26 protein-coding genes are annotated in these 25,321 nt (G+C 63.6%); 19 read left to right on the top strand and 7 right to left on the bottom strand.

What is annotated here, in order from left to right:
* The first annotated feature begins 4 nt into the window (after nucleotides 1-4).
* Both BGI01S_RS18050 and BGI01S_RS18045 read left to right on the top strand, forming a co-directional pair.
* The gene (locus BGI01S_RS18050) at nucleotides 5-1,285 is read left to right on the top strand and encodes an MFS transporter (RefSeq protein ID WP_084585415.1); all 1,281 of its coding nucleotides are present in this window, start codon (nucleotides 5-7) and stop codon (nucleotides 1,283-1,285) included.
* A 304-nt stretch (nucleotides 1,286-1,589) separates the two neighbouring features.
* Entirely contained in the window at nucleotides 1,590-1,775 is a 186-nt protein-coding gene (locus BGI01S_RS18045; RefSeq protein WP_042327321.1) for a hypothetical protein, read from the top strand.
* Nucleotides 1,776-1,859: 84 nt separating this feature from the next.
* Here the strand turns inward: BGI01S_RS18045 and mgrA are convergent, their stop codons facing one another.
* Complete coding sequence (gene mgrA / locus BGI01S_RS18040; RefSeq protein ID WP_042327320.1) at nucleotides 1,860-2,903, bottom strand: L-glyceraldehyde 3-phosphate reductase; 1,044 nt, start codon at nucleotides 2,901-2,903, stop codon at nucleotides 1,860-1,862.
* Nucleotides 2,904-3,117: 214 nt separating this feature from the next.
* Here mgrA and BGI01S_RS18035 point away from each other — a divergent pair, with 214 nt between their 5' ends.
* Nucleotides 3,118-3,324: a DUF3185 family protein gene (locus tag BGI01S_RS18035; RefSeq protein WP_042327319.1), complete on the top strand. Its 207-nt coding sequence runs from the start codon at nucleotides 3,118-3,120 to the stop codon at nucleotides 3,322-3,324.
* An 80-nt stretch (nucleotides 3,325-3,404) separates the two neighbouring features.
* Here BGI01S_RS18035 and BGI01S_RS18030 read toward each other — a convergent pair whose 3' ends face one another.
* A complete protein-coding gene (locus BGI01S_RS18030; RefSeq protein WP_042327318.1) occupies nucleotides 3,405-4,166 on the bottom strand; it encodes a phytanoyl-CoA dioxygenase family protein in 762 nt (253 codons plus the stop codon).
* A gap of 90 nt (nucleotides 4,167-4,256) precedes the next feature.
* Nucleotides 4,257-4,628 carry a hypothetical protein gene (locus tag BGI01S_RS30275; RefSeq protein ID WP_157004217.1) on the bottom strand — a complete coding sequence of 124 codons (372 nt, stop codon included), beginning with the start codon at nucleotides 4,626-4,628 and terminating at the stop codon, nucleotides 4,257-4,259.
* Between BGI01S_RS30275 and BGI01S_RS18025 the strand changes: the two genes are divergently transcribed.
* A complete protein-coding gene (locus BGI01S_RS18025; RefSeq protein WP_042327380.1) occupies nucleotides 4,627-4,995 on the top strand; it encodes a hypothetical protein in 369 nt (122 codons plus the stop codon). The genes BGI01S_RS30275 and BGI01S_RS18025 overlap by 2 nt on opposite strands.
* Nucleotides 4,996-5,191: 196 nt before the next feature.
* On the opposite strand, the gene metK is transcribed toward BGI01S_RS18025, so the two are convergent.
* Nucleotides 5,192-6,382, bottom strand: a complete 1,191-nt coding sequence (metK, locus tag BGI01S_RS18020) for a methionine adenosyltransferase (protein WP_042327317.1) — start codon at nucleotides 6,380-6,382, stop codon at nucleotides 5,192-5,194.
* Nucleotides 6,383-6,661: 279 nt separating this feature from the next.
* On the opposite strand from metK, the gene BGI01S_RS18015 reads away from it, so the two are divergent.
* The 9 genes from BGI01S_RS18015 to hslU all read left to right on the top strand — a co-directional run bounded on the left by BGI01S_RS18015 (nucleotide 6,662) and on the right by hslU (nucleotide 16,326).
* A complete protein-coding gene (locus BGI01S_RS18015; RefSeq protein ID WP_042327316.1) occupies nucleotides 6,662-7,546 on the top strand; it encodes a lipid A biosynthesis lauroyl acyltransferase in 885 nt (294 codons plus the stop codon).
* A 117-nt stretch (nucleotides 7,547-7,663) separates the two neighbouring features.
* Nucleotides 7,664-8,539, top strand: coding sequence for a diaminopimelate epimerase (gene dapF / locus BGI01S_RS18010; RefSeq protein ID WP_042327315.1), 876 nt, complete (start codon nucleotides 7,664-7,666; stop codon nucleotides 8,537-8,539).
* 58 nt (nucleotides 8,540-8,597) lie between these two features.
* Complete coding sequence (locus BGI01S_RS18005) at nucleotides 8,598-9,320, top strand: DUF484 family protein (RefSeq protein ID WP_042327314.1); 723 nt, start codon at nucleotides 8,598-8,600, stop codon at nucleotides 9,318-9,320.
* Nucleotides 9,321-9,371: 51 nt separating this feature from the next.
* Nucleotides 9,372-10,295, top strand: a complete 924-nt coding sequence (xerC, locus tag BGI01S_RS18000) for a tyrosine recombinase XerC (RefSeq protein WP_042327313.1) — start codon at nucleotides 9,372-9,374, stop codon at nucleotides 10,293-10,295.
* Nucleotides 10,296-10,386: 91 nt separating this feature from the next.
* The gene (locus BGI01S_RS17995; RefSeq protein WP_042327312.1) at nucleotides 10,387-11,589 is read left to right on the top strand and encodes a class I SAM-dependent rRNA methyltransferase; all 1,203 of its coding nucleotides are present in this window, start codon (nucleotides 10,387-10,389) and stop codon (nucleotides 11,587-11,589) included.
* Nucleotides 11,590-11,778: 189 nt separating this feature from the next.
* A complete protein-coding gene (locus BGI01S_RS17990) occupies nucleotides 11,779-12,873 on the top strand; it encodes a CobW family GTP-binding protein (RefSeq protein ID WP_042327311.1) in 1,095 nt (364 codons plus the stop codon).
* 667 nt (nucleotides 12,874-13,540) lie between these two features.
* Nucleotides 13,541-13,960 carry an RNA polymerase-binding protein DksA gene (dksA, locus tag BGI01S_RS17985; RefSeq protein WP_012431412.1) on the top strand — a complete coding sequence of 140 codons (420 nt, stop codon included), beginning with the start codon at nucleotides 13,541-13,543 and terminating at the stop codon, nucleotides 13,958-13,960.
* Between the two features lie 473 nt (nucleotides 13,961-14,433).
* Nucleotides 14,434-14,970 (top strand): ATP-dependent protease subunit HslV, encoded by a 537-nt coding sequence (gene hslV, locus BGI01S_RS17980; protein WP_042327310.1) that lies wholly within the window; start codon nucleotides 14,434-14,436, stop codon nucleotides 14,968-14,970.
* A 9-nt stretch (nucleotides 14,971-14,979) separates the two neighbouring features.
* Nucleotides 14,980-16,326 carry an ATP-dependent protease ATPase subunit HslU gene (gene hslU, locus BGI01S_RS17975; protein ID WP_042327309.1) on the top strand — a complete coding sequence of 449 codons (1,347 nt, stop codon included), beginning with the start codon at nucleotides 14,980-14,982 and terminating at the stop codon, nucleotides 16,324-16,326.
* Between the two features lie 142 nt (nucleotides 16,327-16,468).
* Here hslU and BGI01S_RS17970 read toward each other — a convergent pair whose 3' ends face one another.
* Together BGI01S_RS17970 and BGI01S_RS17965 are read right to left on the bottom strand one after the other, a co-directional pair.
* Nucleotides 16,469-17,011, bottom strand: a complete 543-nt coding sequence (locus tag BGI01S_RS17970; protein WP_042327308.1) for a response regulator transcription factor — start codon at nucleotides 17,009-17,011, stop codon at nucleotides 16,469-16,471.
* On the bottom strand, nucleotides 17,008-18,321 hold the full coding sequence (locus BGI01S_RS17965; RefSeq protein ID WP_042327307.1) for an ATP-binding protein: 1,314 nt from the start codon (nucleotides 18,319-18,321) through the stop codon (nucleotides 17,008-17,010). Before BGI01S_RS17965 ends, BGI01S_RS17970 begins: the two co-directional genes overlap by 4 nt.
* 128 nt (nucleotides 18,322-18,449) lie before the next feature.
* On the opposite strand from BGI01S_RS17965, the gene BGI01S_RS17960 reads away from it, so the two are divergent.
* The gene (locus BGI01S_RS17960; protein WP_042327306.1) at nucleotides 18,450-20,087 is read left to right on the top strand and encodes a tetratricopeptide repeat protein; all 1,638 of its coding nucleotides are present in this window, start codon (nucleotides 18,450-18,452) and stop codon (nucleotides 20,085-20,087) included.
* 75 nt (nucleotides 20,088-20,162) lie between these two features.
* Here BGI01S_RS17960 and BGI01S_RS30610 read toward each other — a convergent pair whose 3' ends face one another.
* Nucleotides 20,163-20,387 (bottom strand): cysteine-rich CWC family protein, encoded by a 225-nt coding sequence (locus BGI01S_RS30610; protein ID WP_084585414.1) that lies wholly within the window; start codon nucleotides 20,385-20,387, stop codon nucleotides 20,163-20,165.
* 261 nt (nucleotides 20,388-20,648) lie between these two features.
* On the opposite strand from BGI01S_RS30610, the gene argB reads away from it, so the two are divergent.
* The 5 genes from argB (at nucleotide 20,649) to metW (ending at nucleotide 25,314) form a co-directional block, all read left to right on the top strand.
* The gene (gene argB, locus BGI01S_RS17955; RefSeq protein WP_007179687.1) at nucleotides 20,649-21,548 is read left to right on the top strand and encodes an acetylglutamate kinase; all 900 of its coding nucleotides are present in this window, start codon (nucleotides 20,649-20,651) and stop codon (nucleotides 21,546-21,548) included.
* 244 nt (nucleotides 21,549-21,792) lie between these two features.
* The gene (locus BGI01S_RS17950) at nucleotides 21,793-22,596 is read left to right on the top strand and encodes a pyrimidine 5'-nucleotidase (protein ID WP_042327305.1); all 804 of its coding nucleotides are present in this window, start codon (nucleotides 21,793-21,795) and stop codon (nucleotides 22,594-22,596) included.
* Nucleotides 22,563-23,270 (top strand): nucleoid occlusion factor SlmA, encoded by a 708-nt coding sequence (slmA, locus tag BGI01S_RS17945; protein WP_042327304.1) that lies wholly within the window; start codon nucleotides 22,563-22,565, stop codon nucleotides 23,268-23,270. Before BGI01S_RS17950 ends, slmA begins: the two co-directional genes overlap by 34 nt.
* A gap of 293 nt (nucleotides 23,271-23,563) precedes the next feature.
* Nucleotides 23,564-24,709 (top strand): homoserine O-succinyltransferase MetX, encoded by a 1,146-nt coding sequence (gene metX / locus BGI01S_RS17940; RefSeq protein ID WP_042327303.1) that lies wholly within the window; start codon nucleotides 23,564-23,566, stop codon nucleotides 24,707-24,709.
* Nucleotides 24,706-25,314, top strand: a complete 609-nt coding sequence (metW, locus tag BGI01S_RS17935) for a methionine biosynthesis protein MetW (protein ID WP_042327302.1) — start codon at nucleotides 24,706-24,708, stop codon at nucleotides 25,312-25,314. Before metX ends, metW begins: the two co-directional genes overlap by 4 nt.
* The last annotated feature ends 7 nt before the right edge of the window (nucleotides 25,315-25,321 follow it).

The following is a 25,321-nucleotide window of genomic DNA, read 5'->3' as shown; positions in this document are numbered from 1 at the left end:
TTTCGTGACCCCGCCGCCGGAATCCCAGCGGACCGCTACCTCGGCTGTTCCTGCTTCATCTGCTTCTTCCAACGCTTCCGCCGTGCCCGACATACCCTTCCTCGAACGCGGTACGCGCGCTTACTGGCGCGCCAGCATCGCGCTGCTGTTCGCCGGTTATGCGACCTTCTCGTTGCTCTACTGCGTGCAGCCCCTGTTGCCGTCGTTTTCCGAGGCGTTCAACGTGACACCGGCGCAAAGCAGTCTGTCGCTCTCGCTCACCACCGCCGCGCTCGCACTCGCCGTGTTCGTCGCCGGCTTCGTCTCCGAAGGCTGGAGCCGTCACAAGCTGATGACGCTGTCGCTCACCGTGTCGGCGTTGCTGACCATCGGCGTGTCGATTGCACCGCACTGGCATCAGTTGCTCGTGCTGCGCACGCTCCTCGGCCTCGCGCTCGGCGGCGTGCCGGCCGTCGCGATGGCCTACCTCGCGGAGGAAGTGCATCCCGACGGTCTCGGTCTCGCGATGGGTCTCTACGTCGGCGGCACCGCGATCGGCGGCATGGCGGGACGCGTGATTACCGGCGTCGTCGCGGATCTGTTTTCGTGGCGCATGGCGATCGGTACGATCGGCGTGCTCGGCCTTCTATCGATGCTCGCGTTTCGCGCGCTGCTGCCGCCGTCGCGTCACTTCGTGCCGCGGCGCGGGCTTGGTTTCACGCATCATCGCACCGCACTGCTCAGGCAGTTCACCCGGCCGGGTCTGCCCTTGCTGTTCCTGCTCGGCTTCGTGCTGATGGGCAGCTTCGTCACGCTGTACAACTACATCGGCTACCGGCTGCTGGCGCCGCCTTATCGATTGAATCAGACGGAGATCGGCGCGATCTTCGTCGTGTATCTGACCGGCGTGATCGCGTCGCCGTGGTCGGGGCGCATGGCCGACACGTTCGGCCGCGCTCGCGTGCTCACCGGCAGTTTGCTGCTGATGCTGCTCGGTCTCGCGCTCACGATGCTTCATCCGCTGGCGATGATCGCAACCGGCATTGCATGCGTGACGTTCGGCTTCTTCGCCGGACACTCGGTCGCGAGCGGCTGGGTAGGACGTCTCGCCAAGGACGCGAAGGGCCAGGCCGCCGCGCTCTATCTGCTCGCGTACTACATCGGGTCGAGCGTGATCGGTTCGTATGGCGGTCACGTGTGGGCCGGTCACGGATGGAATGGTGTCGCGGGACTCGTGGGCGCTCTGCTCGTCATCGGCCTGATTGCGGCGATGCGTTTGCGTGGACGCGAACAGGCCGGCGCGTGAGCTTTGACTCGTCGACCGCGAGCCATAGGCCTCGCGATTCAGCACGCATCGAATCGAATCAAAAAGTAAGGCCGGCGTAAGCAAACACTTCATTTTTTTCGATCTGTTTGCTGCGCTGCGCCAATCGCCGCAAGCCTTGCCGCGCTGGGTTCAGCGCCTTGCGAAAAGTTGCTGTCACGCCGCGCGTCGGTGCTATGTCGTTCTAACGGTCTTCTATACTCAAATCGAGCGGAGGCGCGCATGATGTGGACATGGCTCCGGCATTCGAGCCGTCCCTTCGCGGGTAAAACATAAGGAGACGAACATGACGACCTACTTCACGATCGGCGATTTCATCCTCGTCATTCCGATGGCGTTGGCAGGCGCGCTATTCGTCGGTGCGCTGCCTTGCAAGACGGAAATGCGGCACAACGCGCTGCGTGTGCTCGGCGCGCTGATCGGCGTGATGTGCGCGGTCGCACTGGTCGAAGGTTTGCCGGCGCTGGTGTAGCGCTGCAAAAAAAAGCCGCCTCACGGGCGGCTTTTTCGCTTCTGCCTGTTTGCTCCCGCAGAGGCGCGGGTCGCGACGACCGGATCAGATCGCCTGATCCGTCGACGGCTTCTCCCACAGATTGACGCCGCCTTCGGTCGCGTAGCGATCGATCTCCGCGAGTTCATCCTTCGAGAACGCGAGATTCTTCAACGCGCCGACGTTCTCGCGCACCTGCTCCGCACGGCTCGCACCGATCAGCACCGACGTCACGCGTGAATCGCGCAACGCCCACGCGAGCGCCATCTGCGCGAGGCTCTGTCCGCGACGCTGCGCGATGTCGTTGAGCTTGCGCACGTGCTCGATGTTTTGCGGGCTCAAATGCTCCTGCTTCAACGAACCGCCGCCCGGCTTGTTGACGCGTGCATCGTCCGGCACGCCGTTCAGGTATTTGCCGGTGAGCAGTCCCTGCGCAAGCGGCGTGAACGCAATCGTGCCCGCGCCGACCTTCTCCAGCGTATCCAGCAGATCGTGCTCGATCCAGCGATTGAGCATGTTGTACGCGGGTTGATGGATCAGCAGCGGCACCTTGTACTCGGCGAGCAGCTTCGTCATTTCGAGCGTCTTGGCAGCCGAGTACGACGAGATGCCGATGTACAACGCCTTGCCCTGCTGCACGGCGCTCGCCAGCGCGCCGGCGGTTTCTTCGAGCGGCGTGTCGGCATCGAAACGATGCGAGTAGAAGATGTCGACGTAGTCGAGACCCATGCGCTGCAGGCTCTGATCGAGACTCGCGAGCACGTACTTGCGCGAGCCGCCGCCCTGGCCGTACGGACCCGGCCACATGTCCCAACCGGCCTTCGACGAAATCAGCAACTCGTCGCGATACGGTTTGAAATCGTCCTTGAACAGACGGCCGAAATTCGTTTCCGCGCTGCCGTACGGCGGGCCGTAGTTGTTCGCGAGGTCGAAGTGCGTGATGCCGAGATCGAACGCCGTGCGCAGGATGTCGCGCTGCGTGGAGATGGGCGTGGTATCGCCGAAGTTGTGCCACAAGCCGAGCGACAGCGCCGGCAGTTTAAGACCCGACTTGCCGCAGACGCGGTATTGCATGTCCGAATAGCGTTCTGAAGCTGCTTCGTAAGCCATTGCTAGTGTCCTTGTTGGTGAAGTCGCCCGGTCATGCGGGCGTGAGGCGATCACACGTTGCGAGAGGCAGACTGTTTATAGGTATGTGCCGACGTGCGGCTAGAGCGCTATGGTAGCCAATCGAAGCGATACGTGCAGACGCTCAGTATGCGGGATGGACGATGGCTTGCAGGTCCCCTACACTTTGGCCGATCGAAGCTTATGGGAGGAGTGCATGACGAAGGCCATTTCAATCGCGCTGATTGTCGGCGGCATCGTGTTGCTGTATTTCGGCGGGCAGGCGTTCAACTCGGTGAGCAGCGACGTCGCGCGCGTGTTCACGGGGTCGCCGAGCAACAAGGCGATCATGCTGATCGTGGCTGGCGTGGTCGCGACGCTCGCCGGGCTGACCGGATTTGCGTTGTCTGGGCGCAAGCGCTAGGCGCGGCGAGCGGAGGCGGCGCTCTGCGTTCGTTCGGCGTCCGGCCGAATGAATGCGCACAAGCGCCGTCTTCGAAAGATCTAAAACGCCACCTCGGGTTTCGCCGCCGAACGGGTGCCCGGCAACGGCACGTTGCTCGCGCCGTGATACGTGTACACCAGAGAAAACTTCACCTGATCGCTAAGATTCTTGCCGGCCGAATGAAGCGTGTTGCAGTGGAAGAACACGACGTCCCCGGCCTTCAGCTCGGGCGACACCGCCGTGCGAATCCAGGCCTGATTCTCTTCGAGGTCGGAGCGGAAAAACTTGGCTTCGTCGAAACGCTCGGACGTGAACGGTTCGCTATGCGACTTCGGCACGAACCACAGCGCGCCGTTATCGACGGTTTCCGGACCGACCGCGAGCCACACCGACACCAGATCGTCACGCTCGAACGACCAGTAGCGCACGTCGCGATGCCAGCCGGTCAAGCTGCCGTACGCGGGATGCTTGGTCATCATGCAGTTGTGATGCGCGCGTGACAGACGCGGCTCTTCACCGAAATACAACTCCATCCAGCCGCGAATTTCCGGCGCGGTCGCCCATTGCGCGAAAGCCGGATGACGCCCATACGCATCCAGCAGCCGCCGCACCGTATGGCCACCGGGCGCGCCGCGCGACGACGGCGCGCCGGGGTATTGCAGATCCGCTTCGAGCTCGATCGGCGCCGCGGCTTCCTGCAACTGATGCTGCGCGATCTCCTTCAATTCCGCGCAACGCTCGGGCGACACCAACCCCGGCACCACGACAAAGCCCTGCTCCCGCAACGTGTAAATCTGCTCTTTCTTCGAATGGAGTGACATGGTGATCCGTTACTGTCGACTAGCTGATGCTCGATTGTAAAGCGGGCGCGATCGCACTGCGCGCAGTTTCGCCCCTGCGGCAGCGACGCCTTACGCACTACTTTCAGGTGCAGCGAGCGATCGCGCGGCACAGTGAAGGGGCAAACACGCACGATAATCGACCGCAAACCGCCCGAGCGCATCGCTGCGCGCGACGGTCGATTCTCGTGAGTTACGGCTCGCAGGGTAAAAACCCGACTTTCTGGCGTCATGAATCACGTGTAGCCTGCACGCATGTTGATCGCCGCTCCCGCACTCTTGCGCCGTGCGCTGGCCGTCCAGGCCCGCGCCGCCGATCTCCGTGCTTTCTCCCGACGAATTCCGGGCCTTCGCGCCGTCCATCGAGACACCGCCATTGGCACATTTGGTGCTGCTCTTGGCGCATTTTCCGACGCGCGACACGTTGCCTACCTGTGAAGCCATGCATACCCTTCTGAGCACCCGACTTACCCGCGCCGCACTGAAAGCGGCACGCCCTGCGCGCCGCCACGTCGTGCGAGCGCTGCGTCACCATGCGACGCGCACCCGCGCGTTGGGCGAACAATGGCGCGATGCCAAAGCGGTCGACGGCATTCGCACCTGGTTCAATACGTTCTTCTCCGCGCTGCGTCTGCAAGGCGGCTCGCGCCGTTTTTCGTTGCGCACGCTGTTGCGCAAACCGACGCCGCTGCGTCTGAGCGCCGCGCAACGCGCACCGGTCGTCGTGCCGCAGAACACGAGCCGCCGACCGCGCCGTATGTCGACGAGCAGTAGCAGCGGCTGGTTTGTGTTTGCGTTCGCGAGCCGTTAAGGCGGTGATCGAAGGCGCTGCCGTGTCGGCAGCATGAGTGAGTTTTTGCAGGCTTGCAGGTTTGCAGGGCCGCCTACCGCGCCTGGCTTGCGGTGAATCAGACCCGCGCGACAAAGACAGCGTACGCAACGCCCAATAAAAAACCCCGCCCGGCTCGCGCCGGCGGGGTTTTTTGCTTGAAGCGGACAGCTCGCGCTTATTCGGCCAGCGCGGCAATCGGTTCGGTGCCAGCCGCTTCGGCGAGCGCCAACGCCTTATCAGTGGCTTCCCACGTGAATTCCGGCTCTTCGCGGCCGAAGTGACCGTACGCCGCGCTCTTCTCGTAGATCGGACGCAGCAGGTCGAGCATCTGGATGATGCCCTTCGGACGCAGGTCGAAATGCTCCTGCACCAGACGCGTGATCGTCGCATCCGACACGCGGCCCGTGCCGAACGTGTTGACCATCACCGAAGTCGGCTGAGCAACGCCGATCGCGTACGACACCTGAATCAGGCAACGCGACGCAAGGCCGGCGGCCACGATGTTCTTCGCGACATAACGGCCGGCGTAAGCCGCCGAACGGTCGACCTTCGACGGATCCTTGCCCGAGAACGCGCCGCCGCCGTGGGGCGCCGCGCCACCGTATGTATCGACGATGATCTTGCGGCCGGTCAAACCGCAGTCGCCTTGCGGGCCGCCAATCACGAAACGGCCGGTCGGGTTCACCAGGAACTTGATATCGCCCTTGATCAGGTTGGCCGGCAGCGTCGGCTTGATGACTTCTTCGATCACGGCTTCGCGCAGCGTGTCCAGATCGATGTCCGGCGAATGCTGGGTGGACAGCACGACGGTGTCGATCGCATGCGGCTTGCCGTCGACGTAGCGCACGGTGACCTGCGACTTCGCATCCGGACGCAGCCACGGCAGACGGCCGTCACGGCGCAAATCCGCCTGGCGCTCGACCAGACGGTGCGACAGGTGGATCGGCAACGGCATCAGTTCCGGCGTTTCTTCGCACGCGTAACCGAACATCAGGCCTTGGTCGCCGGCGCCTTGATCGAGGTTATTGTCGTGCGCACGGTCCACACCCTGGGCGATGTCCGGCGATTGCTTGTCGTACGCGACGAGCACCGCGCAGCCGCGGTAGTCGATGCCGTAGTCGGTGTTGTCGTACCCGATGCGCTTGATGGTGTTGCGCGCGACCTGGATGTAATCGACGTTCGCGGTGGTGGTGATTTCGCCGGCGAGGACCACCAGACCCGTGTTGCACAGCGTTTCGGCTGCGACACGCGAGTATTTGTCCTGAGCCAGAATTGCGTCGAGAATAGCGTCCGAGATTTGATCCGCGACTTTGTCGGGGTGGCCTTCGGAGACGGATTCGGAAGTGAAGAGATAGTCGTTTGCCACGTTGCAGACTCCTGTTTGGTGGTTACGGTTGAGTTTCACGTAGCCAGCTTCGGGGAGCCTTGAAGCGGCGACGCTTTAGCGGATTACTTTGACCAACCGGCGCGTATCGCATGGATCGCGCCTGCCAGCTTCGCCCCGCAAGTTGTCTATTAACTCGGCGAAGCCCTTATTATAGCGACTTCCTTCGATTGTCACAGAGTGTCCACGAGTGCGGTATTACGTCAATTTTTCCGCTTTCCTGAATTCCGTCACGCGCAGCGCCTCTTTTGCGGAGGCCGCATGCTGAGCCGCTATGGCGCAAAGCTCGCGATCGGGCTGTTGAAACTTTTTGCACTGCTCCCTTATGGTCTCGTCGCCCGTTTCGGCGATGGGCTCGGCTGGCTGCTCTACCAGATTCCGAGCCGCCGCAAGCGCATCGTCCACACCAATCTGAAGCTGTGCTTTCCCGAATGGTCCGACGAGCGCCGCGAAGACGTCGCGCAGAAGCATTTCCGTCACGCGATCCGCAGCTACCTCGAACGCAGCGTGCAATGGTTCGGCTCCGCGAAGAAGCTGGAAAAGCTGATCCAGCTGGACAGCGCGATCGATCTGACGGACCCGAATCTGCCGCCCACGCTGTTTCTCGGTTTTCACTTCGTCGGGATCGAGGCCGGCTCGATCTTCCTGAACTACTCGCTCAAGCGTCAATGCGGGTCGCTTTATCAGCCGATGTCGAACCCGGAGCTCGAAGAAGTCGCCAAAGCGGCGCGCGCGCGTTTCGGCGCAGATATGGCGAGCCGCGCCGACAGCGCACGCATCGTGCTGCGCTGGCTGCGCGAGCGCAAGCCGGTGATGCTCGGCGCGGACATGGACTACGGCGCACGCAATTCGACCTTCGTGCCGTTCTTCGGCGTGCCGACCTGCACGCTGACGGCCGTGGGGCGGCTCGCGAAGGTCGGCCATGCGCAGGTGGTGCCGTTCATCGGCGAAGTGCTGCCGAACTACAAGGGTTATCGCCTCAAGGTGTTCAAACCTTGGGACAACTATCCGACCGGCAACGACGACGCGGACGCGCGGCGCATGAACGCGTTTCTCGAAGAGCAGATTCCGTCGATGCCTGAGCAGTACTACTGGGTGCACAAGCGCTTCAAGACCCGGCCGCCGGGTGTGCCGAGCGTGTACTGAGCCGAAAGCCTGGACTCTGGCCGCACGGCCCTTGGCGCCGCCAACCGAAAAGACGCCCGAACCCGGAAATAACGCGGCGTCCGGCGCACCTGCTGGCGCGTCACTTACAATAGCGCGATGAAACTGAAATTCACCAAAATGCACGGCGCGGGCAACGACTTTGTCGTGCTCGACGGCTACACACAACCGGTCAACCTGAGCCCGGCGCAGGTGCGCGCGCTCGCGGACCGGCATTTCGGCGTCGGCGCCGATCAATTGCTGCTGGTCGAAAAGCCCACCGTGGATGGCGTCGATTTCAGATATCGCATCTTCAATTGCGACGGCGGCGAGGTCGAGCATTGCGGCAACGGCGCGCGCTGCTTCGTCAAGTTCGTGCGCGACAGCGGCCTGACCGATCGGCGCAGCGTGCGCGTGCAGGTGCAGAAGGGCATCATCACGCTGACCATGCAGGACAACGGCGAAGTCGTCGTGGACATGGGCTCGCCAGTGTTCGACCCGGAATGCGTACCCTTCGCCACCAAAGGCATCGAAGGTCGCCGCGAAGGCGCGGACACGCTCTGGCCGCTCGACGTGAACGGCACGACGCGCTGGATTTCGGTGGTATCGATGGGCAATCCGCACGCGGTGCAGGTGGTCGACGACGCCGAAGCGTTCCCGGTGCTGGTCGAAGGCCCGGCGATCGAGCGCCACGCGCGCTTTCCGCAGCGGGTGAACGCGGGCTTCATGCAGATCGTCGGCCGTAGCGAGATCAAGCTGCGCGTGTACGAGCGCGGCGCCGGCGAAACGCTCGCGTGCGGCACGGGCGCCTGCGCGGCGGTCGCGGCCGGTATCCGCCGCGGACTGCTCGACGCGCCGGTGCTGGTCCACACGCACGGCGGCAAGCTGACGATCACGTGGGACAGCACCCGCGAGGGCGAGCCGCTGCTAATGGCGGGCCCCGCCGCTACCGTCTTCGAAGGCGAGATTGAACTGGCCGACTCACTGGCCGCTTAAAACCCATTGACCGATGCGCCGCCTCAGGGCGTCGTCCCGTAGTCCTTTAGCCGAAACCATGAACGATCGCGAAGTCGCCGAATACCTGCTCGCCAACCCCGAATTTTTCGCCGAAAACGCGGAAATGCTCGCGACCATCCGGCTCGGGAACCCGCACGGCAAAGCCGCGGTGTCGCTGCAGGAACGGCAGATGGAAATGCTGCGCGACAAGAACAAGCATCTTGAACGGCGCCTTGCCGAGCTGCTGCGTTACGGTCACGAGAACGACAGCATCGCGTCGAAGTTCAACCGCTGGACCATCCGCGTGATGGCCGAGCGCGATCCGTACGCGCTGCCGCGCACGATCGCCACCGGCCTGCGTGAGATTTTCGACGTGCCGCAAGCCGCGCTGCGCGTGTGGGATGTCGCCGAGCCCTACGCTCAGGCCGAGTTCGCGCGCCATGTCGGCGAGGAAGTGCGCATTTTCGCCGGCAGCCTGACCACGCCGTATTGCGGCGCGAACACCGGCTTCGAAGCCGCGCAATGGCTCGTTCCGGCGATGAGCGCCGTGGCCGACGAGAACGCATCCGGCGTCGCCACATCCGAGTCGGCGCACGTCACCGAGTCGATCGCGTTGCTCGCGTTGCGCGACCCCGAGGGCAGCGAAGATGCGCCCACTTTCGGCCTGCTCGTGATGGGTTCGGCCGACGCGCGCCGCTTTCACGACGGCATGGCTACGGATTTCCTGACGCAGATCGGCGCGCTGGCCAGCGCCGCGCTGAGCCGTCTGCTGCCGCGCTGATCCGGCACCCGCACGCACGCTCCCCCGCGCCAGCCGCCCAAGCCCGCCACCGTGACCGCCGCCGACCCGATCGCCGCCTACCTGTCGAATCTCGAACATGAGCGGCGCTTGTCGGCGCATACGCTGCGCGGCTACACGCACGAACTCGAGGAACTCAAGCTGCTGGCCAAAGGCCGGCCGCTCGAAAGCCTCACCGCCGTCGACATTCGCGGCGCCGTGTCACGCGCGCATGCGGGCGGTCTGACGGCGCGCTCGATCAGCCACCGGCTCTCGGCATGGCGCGCGTTTTACCGCTGGCTCGCCGGCCGCGTCGATCTGCCGGCCAATCCGGTCGCCACCGTGCGCGCGCCGAAGCAGGCCAAAACGCTGCCCAAGGCGCTGTCCGTCGACGACGCCACGCGTCTGATGGAAAGGCCGCCCCCCGCCTCACCCGAAGGTTTGCGCGATCACGCGATGCTCGAACTCTTCTACTCGTCCGGGCTGCGTCTCGCGGAACTGGTCGGCCTCGACGTCCGTTTCGCCGACAGCGACGGCTACCGCTCCGCCGGCTGGCTCAAGCTCGATTCCGCTGAAGTCGAAGTGCTCGGCAAGGGCAACCGGCGCCGTGTCGTGCCAGTCGGCAGCAAAGCGGTCGACGCGCTGAACGCTTGGCTCGCGGTGCGCGGCGAAATGGTGAAGCACGATCCGCATCCGCTGTTTCTGTCGGCGCGCGGCAACCGGCTGTCGCCGAATGTCGTGCGCGAGCGTGTGAAACGCGCGGCGCTGGTTGCGGGCATTCCCGCGAACGTGCATCCGCACGTGCTGCGGCATTCGTTCGCCACGCACGTGCTGCAGTCGAGCGGCGATCTGCGCGCCGTGCAGGAACTGCTCGGCCATGCCAGCATCACCGCCACGCAGGTCTACACCGCGCTCGATTTCCAGCATCTCGCCCACGTCTACGACCAGGCGCATCCGCGCGCCAAAAAACGCGACTGACGCCGCCTGCTGCGGCCGGCAGTCTTCTCCGCTTCGCTTCACCCGCCGTGTGCGCCTCGCGACGCGGCCCAATGCTCTCTCTGACACCCTGATGAATACCGTTACGCTCAAACCGTCGAAAGAAAAGTCGCTGCTGCGCCGCCACCCGTGGGTCTATGCGAACGCGATCGACCGCGTCGATGGCAATCCCGCGCCCGGCGCGACCGTGCTGGTGCGCGCGCACGACGGCCGCTTTCTCGCGCGCGCCGCCTATAGCCCGCACTCGCAGATTCGCGCGCGCGTGTGGAGCTTCGACGAAGCCGAGCCGATCGATCACGCGTTCTTCAAGCGCCGCGTGCAACGCGCGCTCGCGCATCGTCGGACGATGGTGCACGACACCGGCGCGGTGCGGCTGATTTTCGGCGAAGCGGACGGCTTGCCCGGCCTGATCGTCGATCACTACGTCGCCGAGGACGAAGGTCAGCGCAGCCAGCTGGTCTGCCAGTTCATGGCGGCGGGCGTCGAGGTGTGGAAGGACGCGATCGTCGCGGCGCTGGTCGGCGCGACCGGTTGCCCGAATGTCTACGAACGTTCGGACGTGGCGATTCGCCAGAAGGAAGGGCTGGAGCAGATCACCGGCGTGCTGGCCGGCGAGCCGCCGTCGGACGTGCTGATCGCGAGCGAAAACGGCGTGCGCTACCACGTCGACGTGCGCAACGGCCACAAGACGGGCTTCTACGTCGACCAGCGCGACAACCGCCTGCTGGTCCAGCAGCTCGCGCAGGATCGCGACGTGCTGAACTGCTTCTGCTACACCGGTGGCTTCTCGCTCGCGGCGTTGAAAGGCGGCGCCAAACGGGTGGTGTCGATCGATTCGTCGGGCGAAGCGCTGGCGCTCGCCCAGCAGAACGTGGCGGCCAATGGCTTCGACGCCGAACGCGCCGCGTGGCTCGATGCCGACGCGTTCAAGACGCTGCGCAAGCTGTACGACGACGGCGAGCGCTTCGACCTGATCGTGCTCGATCCGCCGAAATTCGCGCCGTCGCGCGAACACGTGGACCGCGCGTCGCGCGCTTATAAAGACATCAATCTGACCGGCCTCAAGCTGCTGCGCCCGGGCGGCTTGCTGTTCACCTACTCGTGCTCGGGCGCGATCGATTCGGAGCTGTTCCAGAAGATCGTCGCGAGCGCGGCCGCCGACGCGCGCGTCGATGCGCGCATCCTGAAGCGTCTCGGCGCGGGCGTCGATCATCCGCTGCTCACGGCGTTCCCGGAAGGCGAATACCTGAAGGGCCTGCTGTTGCAAATCGCCTGATCGCCCATAATTTCACAGCTATTTCGCGCAAGGGCGGCGCTGGCGCAAGCGGGCTCGAACGCCGCCCGTCAGCGCAGGCTTGACAGATATGTTTCAATAACCGGCTAGACAGGGCTGCGCGCCATCCGGCAGCCGCGCCCCGCCTACGCTTTCGAACACGCACCGTTTCACGACCTACAGGCGACCAACATGATCCCAGTCACCATCCTGACCGGCTTTCTCGGCAGCGGCAAAACCACCCTGCTCAAGCGCATCCTGAATGAAAAACACGGCATGAAGATCGCCGTGATCGAAAACGAGTTCGGCGAAGAGAACATCGACAACGAGATCCTCGTGCAAGACACCAGCGAGCAGATCATCCAGATGAGCAACGGCTGCATCTGCTGCACGATTCGCGGCGACCTGTCGCGTGTGCTGAACGATCTGGCTGCGAAGAAGCAGGCGGGCGAAGTGGACTTCGACCGCGTCGTGATCGAAACCACCGGTCTCGCGAATCCGGGCCCGGTCGCGCAGACGTTCTTCATGGACGATCAGATCGCCAGCGAATTCCTGCTCGACGCGATCATCACGCTGGTCGACGCGAAGCACGCGAATCATCAACTGGACGAGCACGAAGTGGTGCAGCGCCAGGTCGGTTTCGCCGATCGCCTGTTCATCACCAAGGCGGATCTGGTCGACGAGCAGCACGTGGCCGATCTGCGTCACCGTCTGCTGCACATGAACCCCAAGGCGGCGATCAAGGTCGTCAATTTCGGCGAAGCGGACATCAAGGAAATCTTCGATCTGCGCGGCTTCAACCTGAATTCGAAGCTGGAGATCGATCCGGACTTCCTCGTCGAAGACGAACACGCGCACAGCCACGCGCATGCGCATGACGAACACGGTCATACCCACGGCGACCACGATCACGAGAACTGCGATCACGACCACGGCAAGTGCGACCACGAAGGCCACGATCACGCGCACCATCACCACGCGCATCATGACGACAAGATCAAGTCGTTTGTGTACCGCAACGATCGTCCGTTCGATCCGAACAAGCTCGAAGATTTCCTCGGCGGCATCCTGCAGATTTACGGCGAGCGTCTGCTGCGCTACAAGGGTGTGCTGTACATGAAGGGCGTCGATCGCAAGGTCGTGTTCCAGGGCGTGCATCAGATGATGGGCAGCGATCTGGCCGCGAAATGGCAGCCGGTCGAGAAGAAGACCAACAAGATGGTGTTCATCGGCATCGAACTGCCGCAAGACCTGATCACCGACGGTCTGGACGCCTGCCTCGCCTGAAGTCGCGCTCCGGTTGCTCGACCTGGGCCTGCCGCGCCGCTCTCCGACAGCGCGGCACGCAGCGTGCTACTGCCCTCGGCAAACGCGCCGTGATACGCGCGCGGCGTTAATCATCTGCTGAATGCGCGCGACGTCCGTGGTGAGAGCCGCGGAAAAGTCGTGCGTATGAAAAGCGCGTGAAAACCCTGCTGTATTAATACGTGCACGACCATCGCTTTTTGCTCGTGCGCGCGTTATATTTTCGGGATATCAGTGCGCGGCAAGGAGATTTTCGCTAGTTGCGGTGCCGGATTGTGATTCAGTTACAATACGACCCCACTGGAGAATGACAACGAATTGCCCGGCCAGCGCATACGCTGCATCGGGCCTGAAGCGGCGCCGGAAAATCTTGTCCGGAGACACGCCGACAATGCCGGCTGGTACAGCCTGAAAAGGTGCGCTGCCGGCAAGCAATACCTCAGGAGCATTTGAGAATCGGTTTCCAGAGGAGTTCGGCCCCGCATTGGCGTTGCGACGCCCGGCGTGTGGGCGCCCGGCGCTTCGGCGTCACGACAGTCCACCGTCCGTGCCCGCCCTCGCGCTCCGCGTCCTCGATGCGCCTTTGCGGGCAATACGAAAGTGCGGGCACTATGTAAGAGTTTTGCCTCACATTGAAGAAGTAAGCCAGATGACGACGAAACGACTCTTGACCGAAGCCGAAATCCTGAAGATGAGCGACAAGGATTACATGAATGAGGATCAGCTCGCCTTCTTCAAGAACAAGCTCGAACAGCTACAGGCGGACATTCTCCGCAATGCCGGCCAGACGACCGAGAACCTGCGCGAAACCGTAATCGTGCCGGACCCGGCCGACCGCGCAACGATCGAGGAAGAGCATGCGCTCGAACTGCGCACGCGCGACCGCGAACGCAAGCTGCTGAAGAAGGTGCAGCAATCGATCGCACGCATCGATTCGGGCGACTATGGCTGGTGCGAGGAAACCGGTGAGCCGATCGGCATCCCGCGTCTGCTCGCGCGCCCCACGGCAACCCTGTCGCTCGAAGCGCAGGAACGCCGCGAACTGCGCCAGAAGCTGTTCGGCGACTGAACGCTTGCGGCGCGGCTTCGGCTCCGCGCCCTGACACGCTGCTTCGTCGAGAGGCGCACGGTGAACCGTGCGCCTTTTCTTTTGTGCGGCGCTTTTGGACTGCGTTTTATATTGCGTTTGGGGCGGAGCGACCACGCGCCGTTCATGTGCGGCTTCATGCAGCCGCCATGCGGATGTCCGTTGCTGCCTCTGCCGCGCGTCCGCCGCTGCGCAACTATGACCTTCCGGCCCGCCACTCGCCTCGCTGCCCGCCTCCGCCATAGTCCCGCGCCTGCACCGAATCCCCAGTTTTTTGTCTTATGCCATTTGGCAGCTCTTGATATGACCGCGCACGCCCTAAAATAAATCGGACATGCGCTGCACGAGCGCGCGCCGACCGGTTGGACTTCACGTCGCGCGCCGTCCGTTTTCAGGATTCATGCGGTAGCGCGTCGCGCTGCCGCGTCCTACCCGTTTTGCAAAGAGGAACGCATATGGAGCAATTTCACGGCACGACGATCGTCTCCGTGCGCCGCGGCGACAAAGTCGCGCTCGGCGGCGACGGCCAGGTGACGCTGGGCAACATTGTCATGAAAGGCGGTGCGAAGAAAGTCCGGCGCATCTATAACGGCAAGGTGCTGGTCGGCTTCGCCGGCGGCACGGCCGACGCCTTCTCGCTGCTCGACCGCTTCGAAGCGAAGCTGGAAAAACACCAAGGCAACCTCACGCGCGCCGCCGTGGAACTCGCGAAAGACTGGCGCACCGACCGCATGCTGCGTCGTCTGGAAGCGATGCTGATCACCGCGGACGCGACCACTACCCTCGTCATCACCGGCAACGGCGACGTGCTCGATCCCGAAGGCGGCATCTGCGCGATCGGTTCGGGCGGCGCCTACGCGCAAGCGGCGGCGAAAGCGCTCGCCGACAACACCGAAATGTCGCCCCGCGAAATCGTGGAGAAGTCGCTGGAGATTGCCGGCGACATGTGCATCTACACGAACCACAACCGCGTTATCGAGACGATCGAGTAAGGACCCACGATGAGCACAATGACCCCTGCCGAGATCGTCTCCGAACTCGACAAACACATCATCGGCCAAGGCCGCGCGAAAAAAGCCGTGGCCGTCGCGCTGCGCAATCGCTGGCGCCGTCAGCAGGTCGAAGATCCGCTGCGTCAGGAAATCACGCCGAAGAACATTCTGATGATCGGACCGACCGGCGTCGGCAAGACCGAAATCGCGCGGCGTCTGGCGAAGCTCGCGGACGCGCCGTTCATCAAGATCGAAGCCACCAAGTTCACCGAAGTCGGCTATGTGGGCCGCGACGTCGACAGCATCGTGCGCGATCTGATCGAAATCTCGGTCAAGCAGACCCGCGAAACGGAAATGCGCAAAGTGCGGACCAAGGCCGGAGACCAGGCCGAAGACCGCATCCTCGACATCCTGCTGCCGGGCGCACGCCCGATCGGTTTCGGTGCGAGTTCGAGCGCGACCGATACTGCCGACGAAAGTGGCAGCACGCGCCAGACCTTCCGCAAGCGTCTGCGCGAAGGCCTGCTCGACGACAAGGAAATCGAACTCGACGTCGAACAGCCGCAAGCGGGCATGGACATCATGGGGCCGCCGGGCATGGAAGACATGACCGAGCAGATCCGCTCGATGTTCGCGAACATCGGCGGCGGCAAAAAAACGCGCCGCAAGATGAAGGTGAAGGAAGCGCTGAAGGTGCTCACCGACGAAGAAGCCGGCAAGATGCTCAACGACGAAGAGGTGAAAACCAAAGCGGTGCAGAACGTCGAGCAGAACGGCATCGTCTTCCTCGACGAGATCGACAAGATCGCGTCGCGCAACGAAGCCGGCGGCGGCGAAGTGTCCCGTCAGGGTGTGCAGCGCGATCTGCTGCCGCTCGTCGAAGGCACGACGATCAACACCAAGTACGGGATGGTGAAGACCGATCACATTCTGTTCATCGCAAGCGGTGCGTTCCATCTGGCCAAGCCGAGCGATCTGATTCCCGAGCTGCAAGGCCGCTTTCCGATTCGCGTCGAACTCGACTCGCTGTCGGTGAACGACTTCGAATCGATCCTCGTGTCCACCGATGCGAGCCTCGTCAAGCAATACCAGGCACTCCTCGCCACCGAAGATGTGCATCTCGATTTCGCCGACGACGGAATTCGCCGTCTCGCTGAAATCGCTTATTCGGTGAACGAGAAGACCGAGAACATCGGCGCGCGGCGTCTATACACGGTGATCGAAAAGCTGCTCGAAGAAGTGTCGTTCTCGGCGGGCAATCACTCGGGTCGGGCCGTGCAGATCGACGCAGCGTATGTCGATCGCGCGCTAAACGAAGTAGCGGAAGACGAGGACCTGTCGCGTTACGTGCTGTGACGCCGTGAGAATGTGCATGCTGCGTCAGTCGGTACAGATTGCCTGACGCACATCAAATCTGACGCACAAAAAAACGGGCTGCCTTTGCTAAGGCAGCCCGTTTCATTTTGTCATCGCCTGTGCGAAAGCACAGACGCGGCGCTTACTGTTTGACCGGCCGTTTCGCGAGCTTGCGCTGCAGCGTTCGACGATGCATGTTCAACGCTCGCGCCGTAGCCGAAATATTGCCGCCGTGTTCGGCGAGCACGCGCTGAATATGCTCCCACTCCAGACGCGCCACCGACAAAGGCATCGGATGTTCGATCGCATCTTCTGCTTGCAGCGAGCTGGCTTCCGCCTGCAGCGCTGACAGAATCGTCTCGACGTTGGCGGGCTTCGCGAGGTAGTTATCCGCGCCGTCTTTCACCGCCTGCACCGCGGTGGCAATGCTCGCATAGCCGGTCAGAACCAGCATGCGCGCGTCGGGCTGCAGATCGCGCAACGGCGCGACGAGCGTCAGGCCGGAGTCGTTGCCGAGATGCAGATCCACCGTGATCTGGCTGAACTTCTGCTGGTTCGCCAGTTTGATCGCCTCATCCGCGTTGTGCGCTTCGCTCACGGTATAACCGCGCCGCGTCAGACCGCGAGCGAGGATGCCGGAGAACACCTCATCGTCGTCGATCACCAGAAAATTCTTTTCGCTCATGCCTGTTTCTCCGTGTTGGATGGCGCGGCGCCTTGACGGCCCACGCCAGAAAATGTGCGCCCGGCAGCGAGCGGAAGTTTCAACACCGCACGCGTGCCTCGCGGCTTGATCGCACTGACGTCGTTCAGCTCGATCGAACCCTTCAGGCGCGACGCCGCCGAGAAGGCCAGATAGAGGCCCACGCCGTGTCCGCCCTGGGTGCTGTCCACCGGCATCGCGCCAAGCGAGCCGCGTAACGCGACCGGAATGCCCGGACCCGCGTCGCAGACTTCGAACACGATCTGCTCGCCGTGCGCTCCGAGCGAGCACGACAGCGTCACGTGATCGCGGCTCGCACGCGCGGCGTTGTCGAGCAGAATCGTGAGAATCTGACTGACGGCCACCGTGTCGTCGAGACTGACATCCGCGGGCGGCACGCCGATCCGTTCGAACTTCACATGGGGATGCCGCAAGCGCCACTGCTCGCCGAACGATTCGAGCCACTCGCCGACCGGCTGCCGATTCGTCGTGGTCGACGCGCGGCTGCGCAAGCGGGCCAGCGCCGATGTGCACAACGTCATCTGCTGTTCGAGCAATTCGAGATCGGCGCTATACGGAGCGAGCCCCTTGTCGCCGCGCGCCGCGTCGCGTAATTCTTCGGACAACATCGCGATTGTAGACAGAGGCGTACCGATTTCGTGAGCGACAGTCGCCGCCTGCACGCCGAGTGCGACCGCGCGTTCGTCGTGAAGCAAGCGCTGCTGCGCTTCTCCGAGCGCTGCGTCACGTAGCCGCAGAGCACGCGACATGCGCGCGACGAACCATGCAATCAGTCCGACGCTGACCATGAAGTTGACCCACATGCCGGCGCGGTAGTAGTCGAACAGGTTCGCGGGATTATCGAGATTGAGCGGCACGGAATCGAAACCGAGCACCGCGTAGCACGCCACCGCGAACGCCGCGAGCCACGCCATCAGTTGCCACGGCAACACCGCGGCGGCGATCGCGAGCGATGGCAGGTACAGCGAAACAAAGGGATTGGTGGTGCCACCGGAGAGAAACAGCAACGCTGACAACGCGCCGAGATCGACCCAGATCTGGCCGAACAATTCCATGTTGGACTCGGGACGCTGCTGCGAAACCCGCCACCATGTGAGCGCGTTGAACACCACTTCGAGCGCGATCACGAGCAGCATCGCGGGCAACGGCAACTTCACGCCGATGAAGATCTGCACGAATGCGATCGTCACCAGTTGACCGATAATGGCAAGGCTGCGCAGCCAGAACAGATGGCCTAGATTGACCCGGCCGGTGTTAGTTATACGATGCATCACTTTTGTCTACCCGTTCGGACTGATCCGAATTGCTTCACGCTGCGCCGCCGCTAACATATCGCTTTTGCGACAGCGCCGCAGAGGCCGGTTCTTTGCCATCGGCTCCTGCGCCGCGCATCCATTCCATGCAGCCTACTTCCAATCACGACGCCGACACCTCATCAGCTTTCCTGAATTTTTTGCGCGACGCCGCCGCGGCCCGGGAAAGCGCCAGCGCAGCCACCGAAGCCGAATGTCTGAATGCAGCGGCACAACTGCATCCGCTCGACGACGCTTCGCTCGCATCACTCATCGGCTCCCTGCTCGAACAGCATCGTCATGCCGACGCGCTCGAACTCGCCGCCATTATTGCTCAACTCGATCCGCACAGGGCTGTGGCGCACTTTCGAATTGGCTATACCTTGCAGATGGTCAACCGACATCATGAAGCCGTCGCCCCGTATCGCCGCGCGCTCGCCATCGACCCCACGCTGCCGCAACTGCGCAGCAACCTCGCCGGCGCACTGATGCTCAGCGGCGGCGACCTGAGCGAACAACGGGCACTGCTGGAAAGCGCGGTCCGCGACGACCCCACTAATAGCGACGCCTGGACCAATCTCACCAACGCATACCGGATGAGTCTGGAGCTGGCGCCTGCGCTGGAAGCAGGTGCGCGCGCGGTGCAATGTGCGCCGCACAGCCCGCTGGCGCAGAACAACTATGCGCTAGCACTACGCGAAGCGCAACGCTGGAACGAAGCGCAGCAAGTCGCGACGACGGCTCACGCACTGGCTCCGCACGACGCCACGATGCGCTCCAATCTCGCGATGCTGCAGCTCATGCTCGGCGATTACGCGAACGGCTGGGTGTCGCACGAGGCTCGCTGGGACGGCTCGCACGAACTCGGCGGCAATCGTCCGCGAATGCCCGCGCCGACCTGGCGCAGCGAACCGCTCGCCGGCAGGACTCTGCTGGTGTGGGGCGAACAGGGCATGGGCGACGTCCTGCAGTTCTGCCGCTATATCCCGACGCTGGCCGCACGCGTTCATCGCGAAGGCGGCCGGCTGGTGTGGAACTCGTTCCCGCACATGGGCGCGTTGCTCGCGCGCAGCCTTGGCGGCCATGTGGACGAGTACTGTTGCGGCGGCGAGGTCGAAACACTGCCGCCGTTCGACTATGAAATGCCGCTGCTCAGCCTGCCCTTGCTATTCGACACGCGCGAGGCAACGATCCCGGCTGTGTCGCCGTATCTGTTCGCTGACGCGGCTGCGCGCGAGTCGTGGCGCAAGCGGCTCGCAGGAGAATCGCGGCTCAAGGTCGGACTCACGTGGACCGGCAGCCTCGGCCATCAACGCAATCCGTTCCGGCGCGTGGGTTGGGAGCGCTATGCCGCGCATTTTGGCGGCATGCGGGACGTCGCGTTCTATTCGCTGCAACCGGGTGCGGACACCGACGTGGCCGCCGCGCGAGCAGCGGGTCTCGCAATGACCGACTACACCGCCGAATTCACGAGCTTCGACGACACCGCCGCGTTCGTCAGCGAGCTCGATCTCGTTATCTCGGTGTGCACGTCCGCGGCGCATCTGAGCGGCGCGCTCGGCCAGCGCACTTGGGTGCTGCTCGACGTCAACCCGCACTGGGTATGGCTGCTCGAGCGTAGCGACAGCCCGTGGTATCCGAGCGCGACACTGTACCGGCAGTTGCAATTCGGCGAATGGGAGCCGGTGCTGGAAGCCGTCGCCCGCGATCTGCGCGCGCTGGCGGCTCGACATCGCGCGGCATAGGCCCGCTTCGGCTTCGCCAACGCGGCGCTAAGCGAGCCAGCGGTCGCGGCACGCTCACGGCTCACGGCTTAGCGCTCAACGCGAATCGGCCGCCGGCCCCACGTGAGACGCGCGCGCGATCTCCGCGGCCAGACATTCAGGACACAGGCAGGGGCGGGCCGCATCGAGCTGGTCGGCTGGCAACGACGGCATCTCGCGGCACCAGCACTCGAATGGCTGCCCATGCCTGCCACAGTCGAACGCATTACCGCAGCGCGGGCAGCGCGCGCTGCTGGTCGAGCGGGAAGCGGACGGTTTCATGACGGCCTGAAGGGTATTGCGGGTAAGTTCCGGAAATGATGCCACGACTGCCCGCCCCGCGTGAGTCGTCCGTTCGGCCAATTCACAGAGGTCACGCGAGGGAGTTAAGCTTGACCGTCATGCAAAGCCCGCCGCCTACCGTTGCGCGGCGCGCAAAGCCCGCGCCGCCGTCGCCCGCGCTACTATCGAAAACCCTGTTGCGGCGCGCCAGTCCTGTACAATTCGCGCTGTTTTAACTGTTCCGTGCCTGAGCCTGCCGCCATGTCCGAGCTTCCCGACCTTTCGCAGATCGCGCCCACCCTGAAGGCTGAAATCCTGGCCGAGGCGCTGCCCTACATTCGCCAGTATCACGGTAAGACCGTGGTCATCAAATACGGCGGCAACGCCATGACCGAGGAGCGTCTGAAGCAGGGCTTCGCGCGCGACGTGATCCTGCTGAAGCTGGTCGGCATCAATCCGGTCATCGTGCACGGCGGTGGTCCGCAAATCGACCAGGCACTGAAAAAGATCGGCAAGCAGGGCACGTTCATCCAGGGCATGCGCGTCACCGACGAAGAGACGATGGAAGTCGTCGAATGGGTGCTTGGCGGCGAAGTGCAACAGGACATCGTCACGCTGATCAACCACTTCGGCGGCCATGCGGTCGGCCTGACCGGCAAGGACGGCGGCCTGATCCACGCTCGCAAGATGCTGATGCCGGATCGCGACAACCCCGGCCAGTACGTCGACATCGGCCAGGTGGGCGAAGTCGAGGCGATCAATCCAGCGGTCGTGAAGGCGCTGCAGGACGACGCGTTCATTCCGGTGATCTCGCCGATCGGCTTCGGCGAAGACGGCCTGTCGTACAACATCAACGCGGACCTGGTCGCGGGCAAGCTGGCGGTCGTGCTGAACGCCGAAAAGCTCGTGATGATGACCAACATCCCCGGCGTGATGGACAAGGAAGGCAATCTGCTGACCGATCTGTCGGCGCGCGAAATCGACGGCCTGTTCGCCGACGGCACGATCTCCGGCGGCATGCTGCCGAAAATCTCGTCTGCGCTGGACGCGGCCAAGAGCGGCGTGCGCTCGGTGCACATCATCGACGGCCGTATCGAGCACTCGGTGCTGCTGGAGATTCTCACCGAACAGCCGTTCGGCACGATGATCCGCTCGCACTGATTCCTCATTGATCCCTGCCTCAAATCCGGCACACGCGGCGCGTCGCAATGGCGCGTCCTGTGTGCCGCGTGTGTCATCTGGCAACACGGCGCCGCCGTCCTGCCAGTGCGGCCCATCCGACGGCCCGTCACGCGCCGCCGCGTTGCACCCGCAAGCTCTCCCCTCCTTTCCCGCCGCCCGCATCGCGAACCCTCCGCGTTCGGCGCGTGCAGCAACCGTCCGCGCCTGAATGGCGTTTTCCACCATGCGCACTCCCACTTCCCGGCGGCGTCGTCCGCACATCGCAAGCGGCACACCGGTCTGGCTGTTCGACCTCGACAACACGTTGCACCACGCATCGCACGCGATCTTCCCGGCGATCAATCACGGGATGACGCAGTACATCATCGACGCGCTGCAAGTGGATATCGACGAAGCCAACCGTCTGCGCACCGGCTACACGCAGCGTTACGGCGCGGCGTTGCTCGGCCTGACGCGCCACCATCCGCTCGACGCGCACGACTTCCTGAAGGTCGTGCACACGTTCCCCGATCTCGGCTCGATGATCCGTCACGAGCGCGGCATCGCACGCCTCGTCGCGGCGCTGCCGGGCCGCAAGATCGTGCTGACCAACGCGCCTGAGGCGTATGCGCGCGCGGTGCTGGCCGAGTTGCGCATCGAGCGACTGTTCGAGCAGGTGATCGCGATCGAGCACATGCGCGATCGCCGCCTCTGGCGCGCCAAGCCCGATCACGCAATGTTGCGCAAAGCGATGCGCGACGCGCACGTGTCGCTCAAGGATGCGATCCTGGTCGAAGACACGCGCTCGCATCTGAAGAACTACCGGCGCCTCGGCATCCGCACGGTGTGGATCACCGGCCATCTGCCGCGCAAGCCACACGCGGACGGCGTGCCGACGCGCCTACCGGGCACGGGCCGGCCGCATTATGTTGACCGGTGCATTCGTTCGTTAAAATCGCTACGACTGGGCACCCGCTCGGTTCGATTGAAGGGACAGCAGCCGGGACGACAGCCATGCAGCCGATCGACAAGCCTGACGAAGCCTTAGCCGAACACGAAGCCACTGCACCGGGCGCCACGCGCGCGCAGCGCCTGAAGCCCGGCGAGCGCCGCGTGCACATCCTGCAGACGCTCGCTGCGATGCTGGAAGCGCCGAAAAGCGAAAAGATCACCACGGCGGCGCTGGCCGCCCGGCTCGGCGTATCGGAAGCCGCGCTGTACCGCCATTTCGCCAGCAAGGCGCAAATGTTCGAAGGGCTGATCGAGTTCATCGAGCAGACGCTGTTCGGCCTCATCAACCAGATCGCCGATAAGGAAAGCAACGGCGTGCTCCAGGCACGCGCCATCGCGCTGATGCTGCTCAACTTCCCCGCAAAGAATCCGGGCATGACGCGTGTGCTGACGTGCGAGGCGTTGGTCGGCGAACATGAGCGGCTGACTGAACGCGTTAATCAGATGCTCGAACGTGTGGAGGCGTCCCTGAAGCAGTGCTTGCGGCTCGCGCAGATGGAAGCGCACGCGGCCGCGAGCGAAGGCGCGACCTCCGCCGTCCAGACCACTACACAAGCCACAGCGCCATTGCCCGCCGACTACGATCCCGCGATCCGTGCGAGCTTGCTGCTGAGCTACATCATCGGCCGCTGGCATCGCTATGTGCGCAGCGGTTTCGCGCGGCTGCCCGCCGAACACGCCGACGCGCAACTGCTGCTGATCCTCCAGTAGGCCGCGCGGCACGCATCGCGCGGAGGGCCGTCGGCGACGCTCCCCGCGCGAGATTTTCCGCTATACTTTGCGCCTGACCGCGGCCCCTTGAAGCACATAAGACCGCGATCCGGAACACCCTGAACATCCATCACGCGCCGATTTGCTGACTCGATTGCGGGCGCGCGAACCACTGGGAATACTCCCGCGGTTCACTATAAATGCGGCTAAAGAGGTCGTCAGCCGCGCACACAGTCTCTCCTCCGTGCTTCGCCGACGCCGTCTAGCCGCCCTGTTTTTTTAATGGCGGATGAATGGAATCGATCGGTATCGTCGCTCCCCAAAAAATGCATTTCCCCGAGCCGCTGCAGTTGCAGAACGGCAGCTCGCTAGCCGGTTACGACCTGATGGTCGAGACCTACGGCACGCTCAATGCCGCGCGCAGCAATGCGGTGCTGGTGTGCCACGCGCTCAACGCGTCGCATCACGTGGCGGGCGTCTACGCGGAGAATCCGAAGGACGTCGGCTGGTGGGACAACATGGTTGGTCCGGGCAAGCCGCTCGACACCGACAAGTTCTTCGTGATCGGCGTGAACAACCTCGGCTCGTGTTTCGGCTCGACCGGGCCAATGAGCATCGACCCGGCCACCGGCAATCCGTATGGCGCGACCTTTCCGGTCGTGACAGTCGAAGATTGGGTCAACGCCCAGGCGCGCGTCGCCGATCAGTTCGGCATCACGCGTTTCGCCGCCGTCATGGGCGGCAGCCTCGGCGGCATGCAGGCGCTTGCGTGGAGCATGATGTATCCGGAGCGCGTCGCACATTGCATCGTGGTCGCGTCCACGCCGAAGCTGTCGGCGCAAAACATCGCGTTCAACGAGGTCGCCCGCTCGGCGATCCTGTCCGACCCGGACTTCCACGGCGGCAACTACTACGCGCACAACGTGAAGCCGAAGCGCGGCCTGCGCGTCGCGCGGATGATCGGCCACATCACGTATCTGTCGGACGACGACATGGCCGAGAAATTCGGCCGCTCGCTGCGCCGCGCGGAAGGCGCGCTGGACGCGTACAACTTCAACTTCGACGTCGAGTTCGAAGTGGAATCGTACCTGCGCTACCAGGGCGACAAATTCGCCGACTACTTCGACGCGAACACCTATCTGCTGATCACCCGCGCGCTCGATTACTTCGATCCGGCCAAAGCCTTTGAAGGTGATCTGACCAAAGCAGTCGCGCACACCACGGCGAAATACCTGATTGCGAGTTTCACGACCGACTGGCGTTTCGCGCCGGCCCGCTCGCGTGAACTGGTGAAGGCGCTGCTCGACCACAAGCGCACGGTCACGTACGCGGAGATCGACGCGCCGCACGGCCACGACGCCTTCCTGCTCGACGACGCGCGCTATCACAACCTGATGCGCGCCTACTACGAACGTATTGCGAACGAGGTGAACGCATGAACCAGCGAGCACTCGATTACCTGGCGCTGCGCCCGGACTTCCGCGCGATCGCCCGCTGGGTCGAACCGCGCGCCACCGTGCTGGATCTGGGCTGCGGCGACGGCTCGCTGCTGTCGCTGTTGACCGAAGAACTCGAAGTGCAGGGCTACGGCATCGAAATCAACGATGCGGGCGTGCTGGCCTCGACGCAAAACGGCGTCAACGTGATCCAGCAGAATCTCGAAGACGGCCTGCGGCTGTTCGAGGACGGCAGTTTCGATTTCGCGATTCTGTCGCAGACGCTGCAAACCATTCATCAGACCGCCGCGATCCTGCGCGAGACGGTGCGGGTGGGCAAGGAATGCATCGTGTCTTTTCCGAATTTCGGCTACTGGGCGCATCGGCTGTCCGTGTTGCAGGGGCGCATGCCGGTGTCGAAGTCGCTGCCTTATCAGTGGCACAACACGCCGAACGTGCGGGTGCTCACGATCGAAGACTTTGAAGCGCTCGCGCCCGAAGTCGGCATCGAAATTCTTGATCGAGTCGTGCTGCACGACGGGCAGACCGTGCGCTGGGGCGTGAACTGGCGTGGTAGTCTTGCGGTCTATCGCGTCAAGAAAAGCTAACGCAAGT

This window comes from Paraburkholderia ginsengisoli NBRC 100965 (assembly GCF_000739735.1).
Taxonomy (GTDB): Bacteria; Pseudomonadota; Gammaproteobacteria; order Burkholderiales; family Burkholderiaceae; genus Paraburkholderia; species Paraburkholderia ginsengisoli.
The sequence above is the reverse complement of the archived record's forward strand: the minus strand, read 5'-3'. Positions and strand labels throughout refer to the sequence as shown.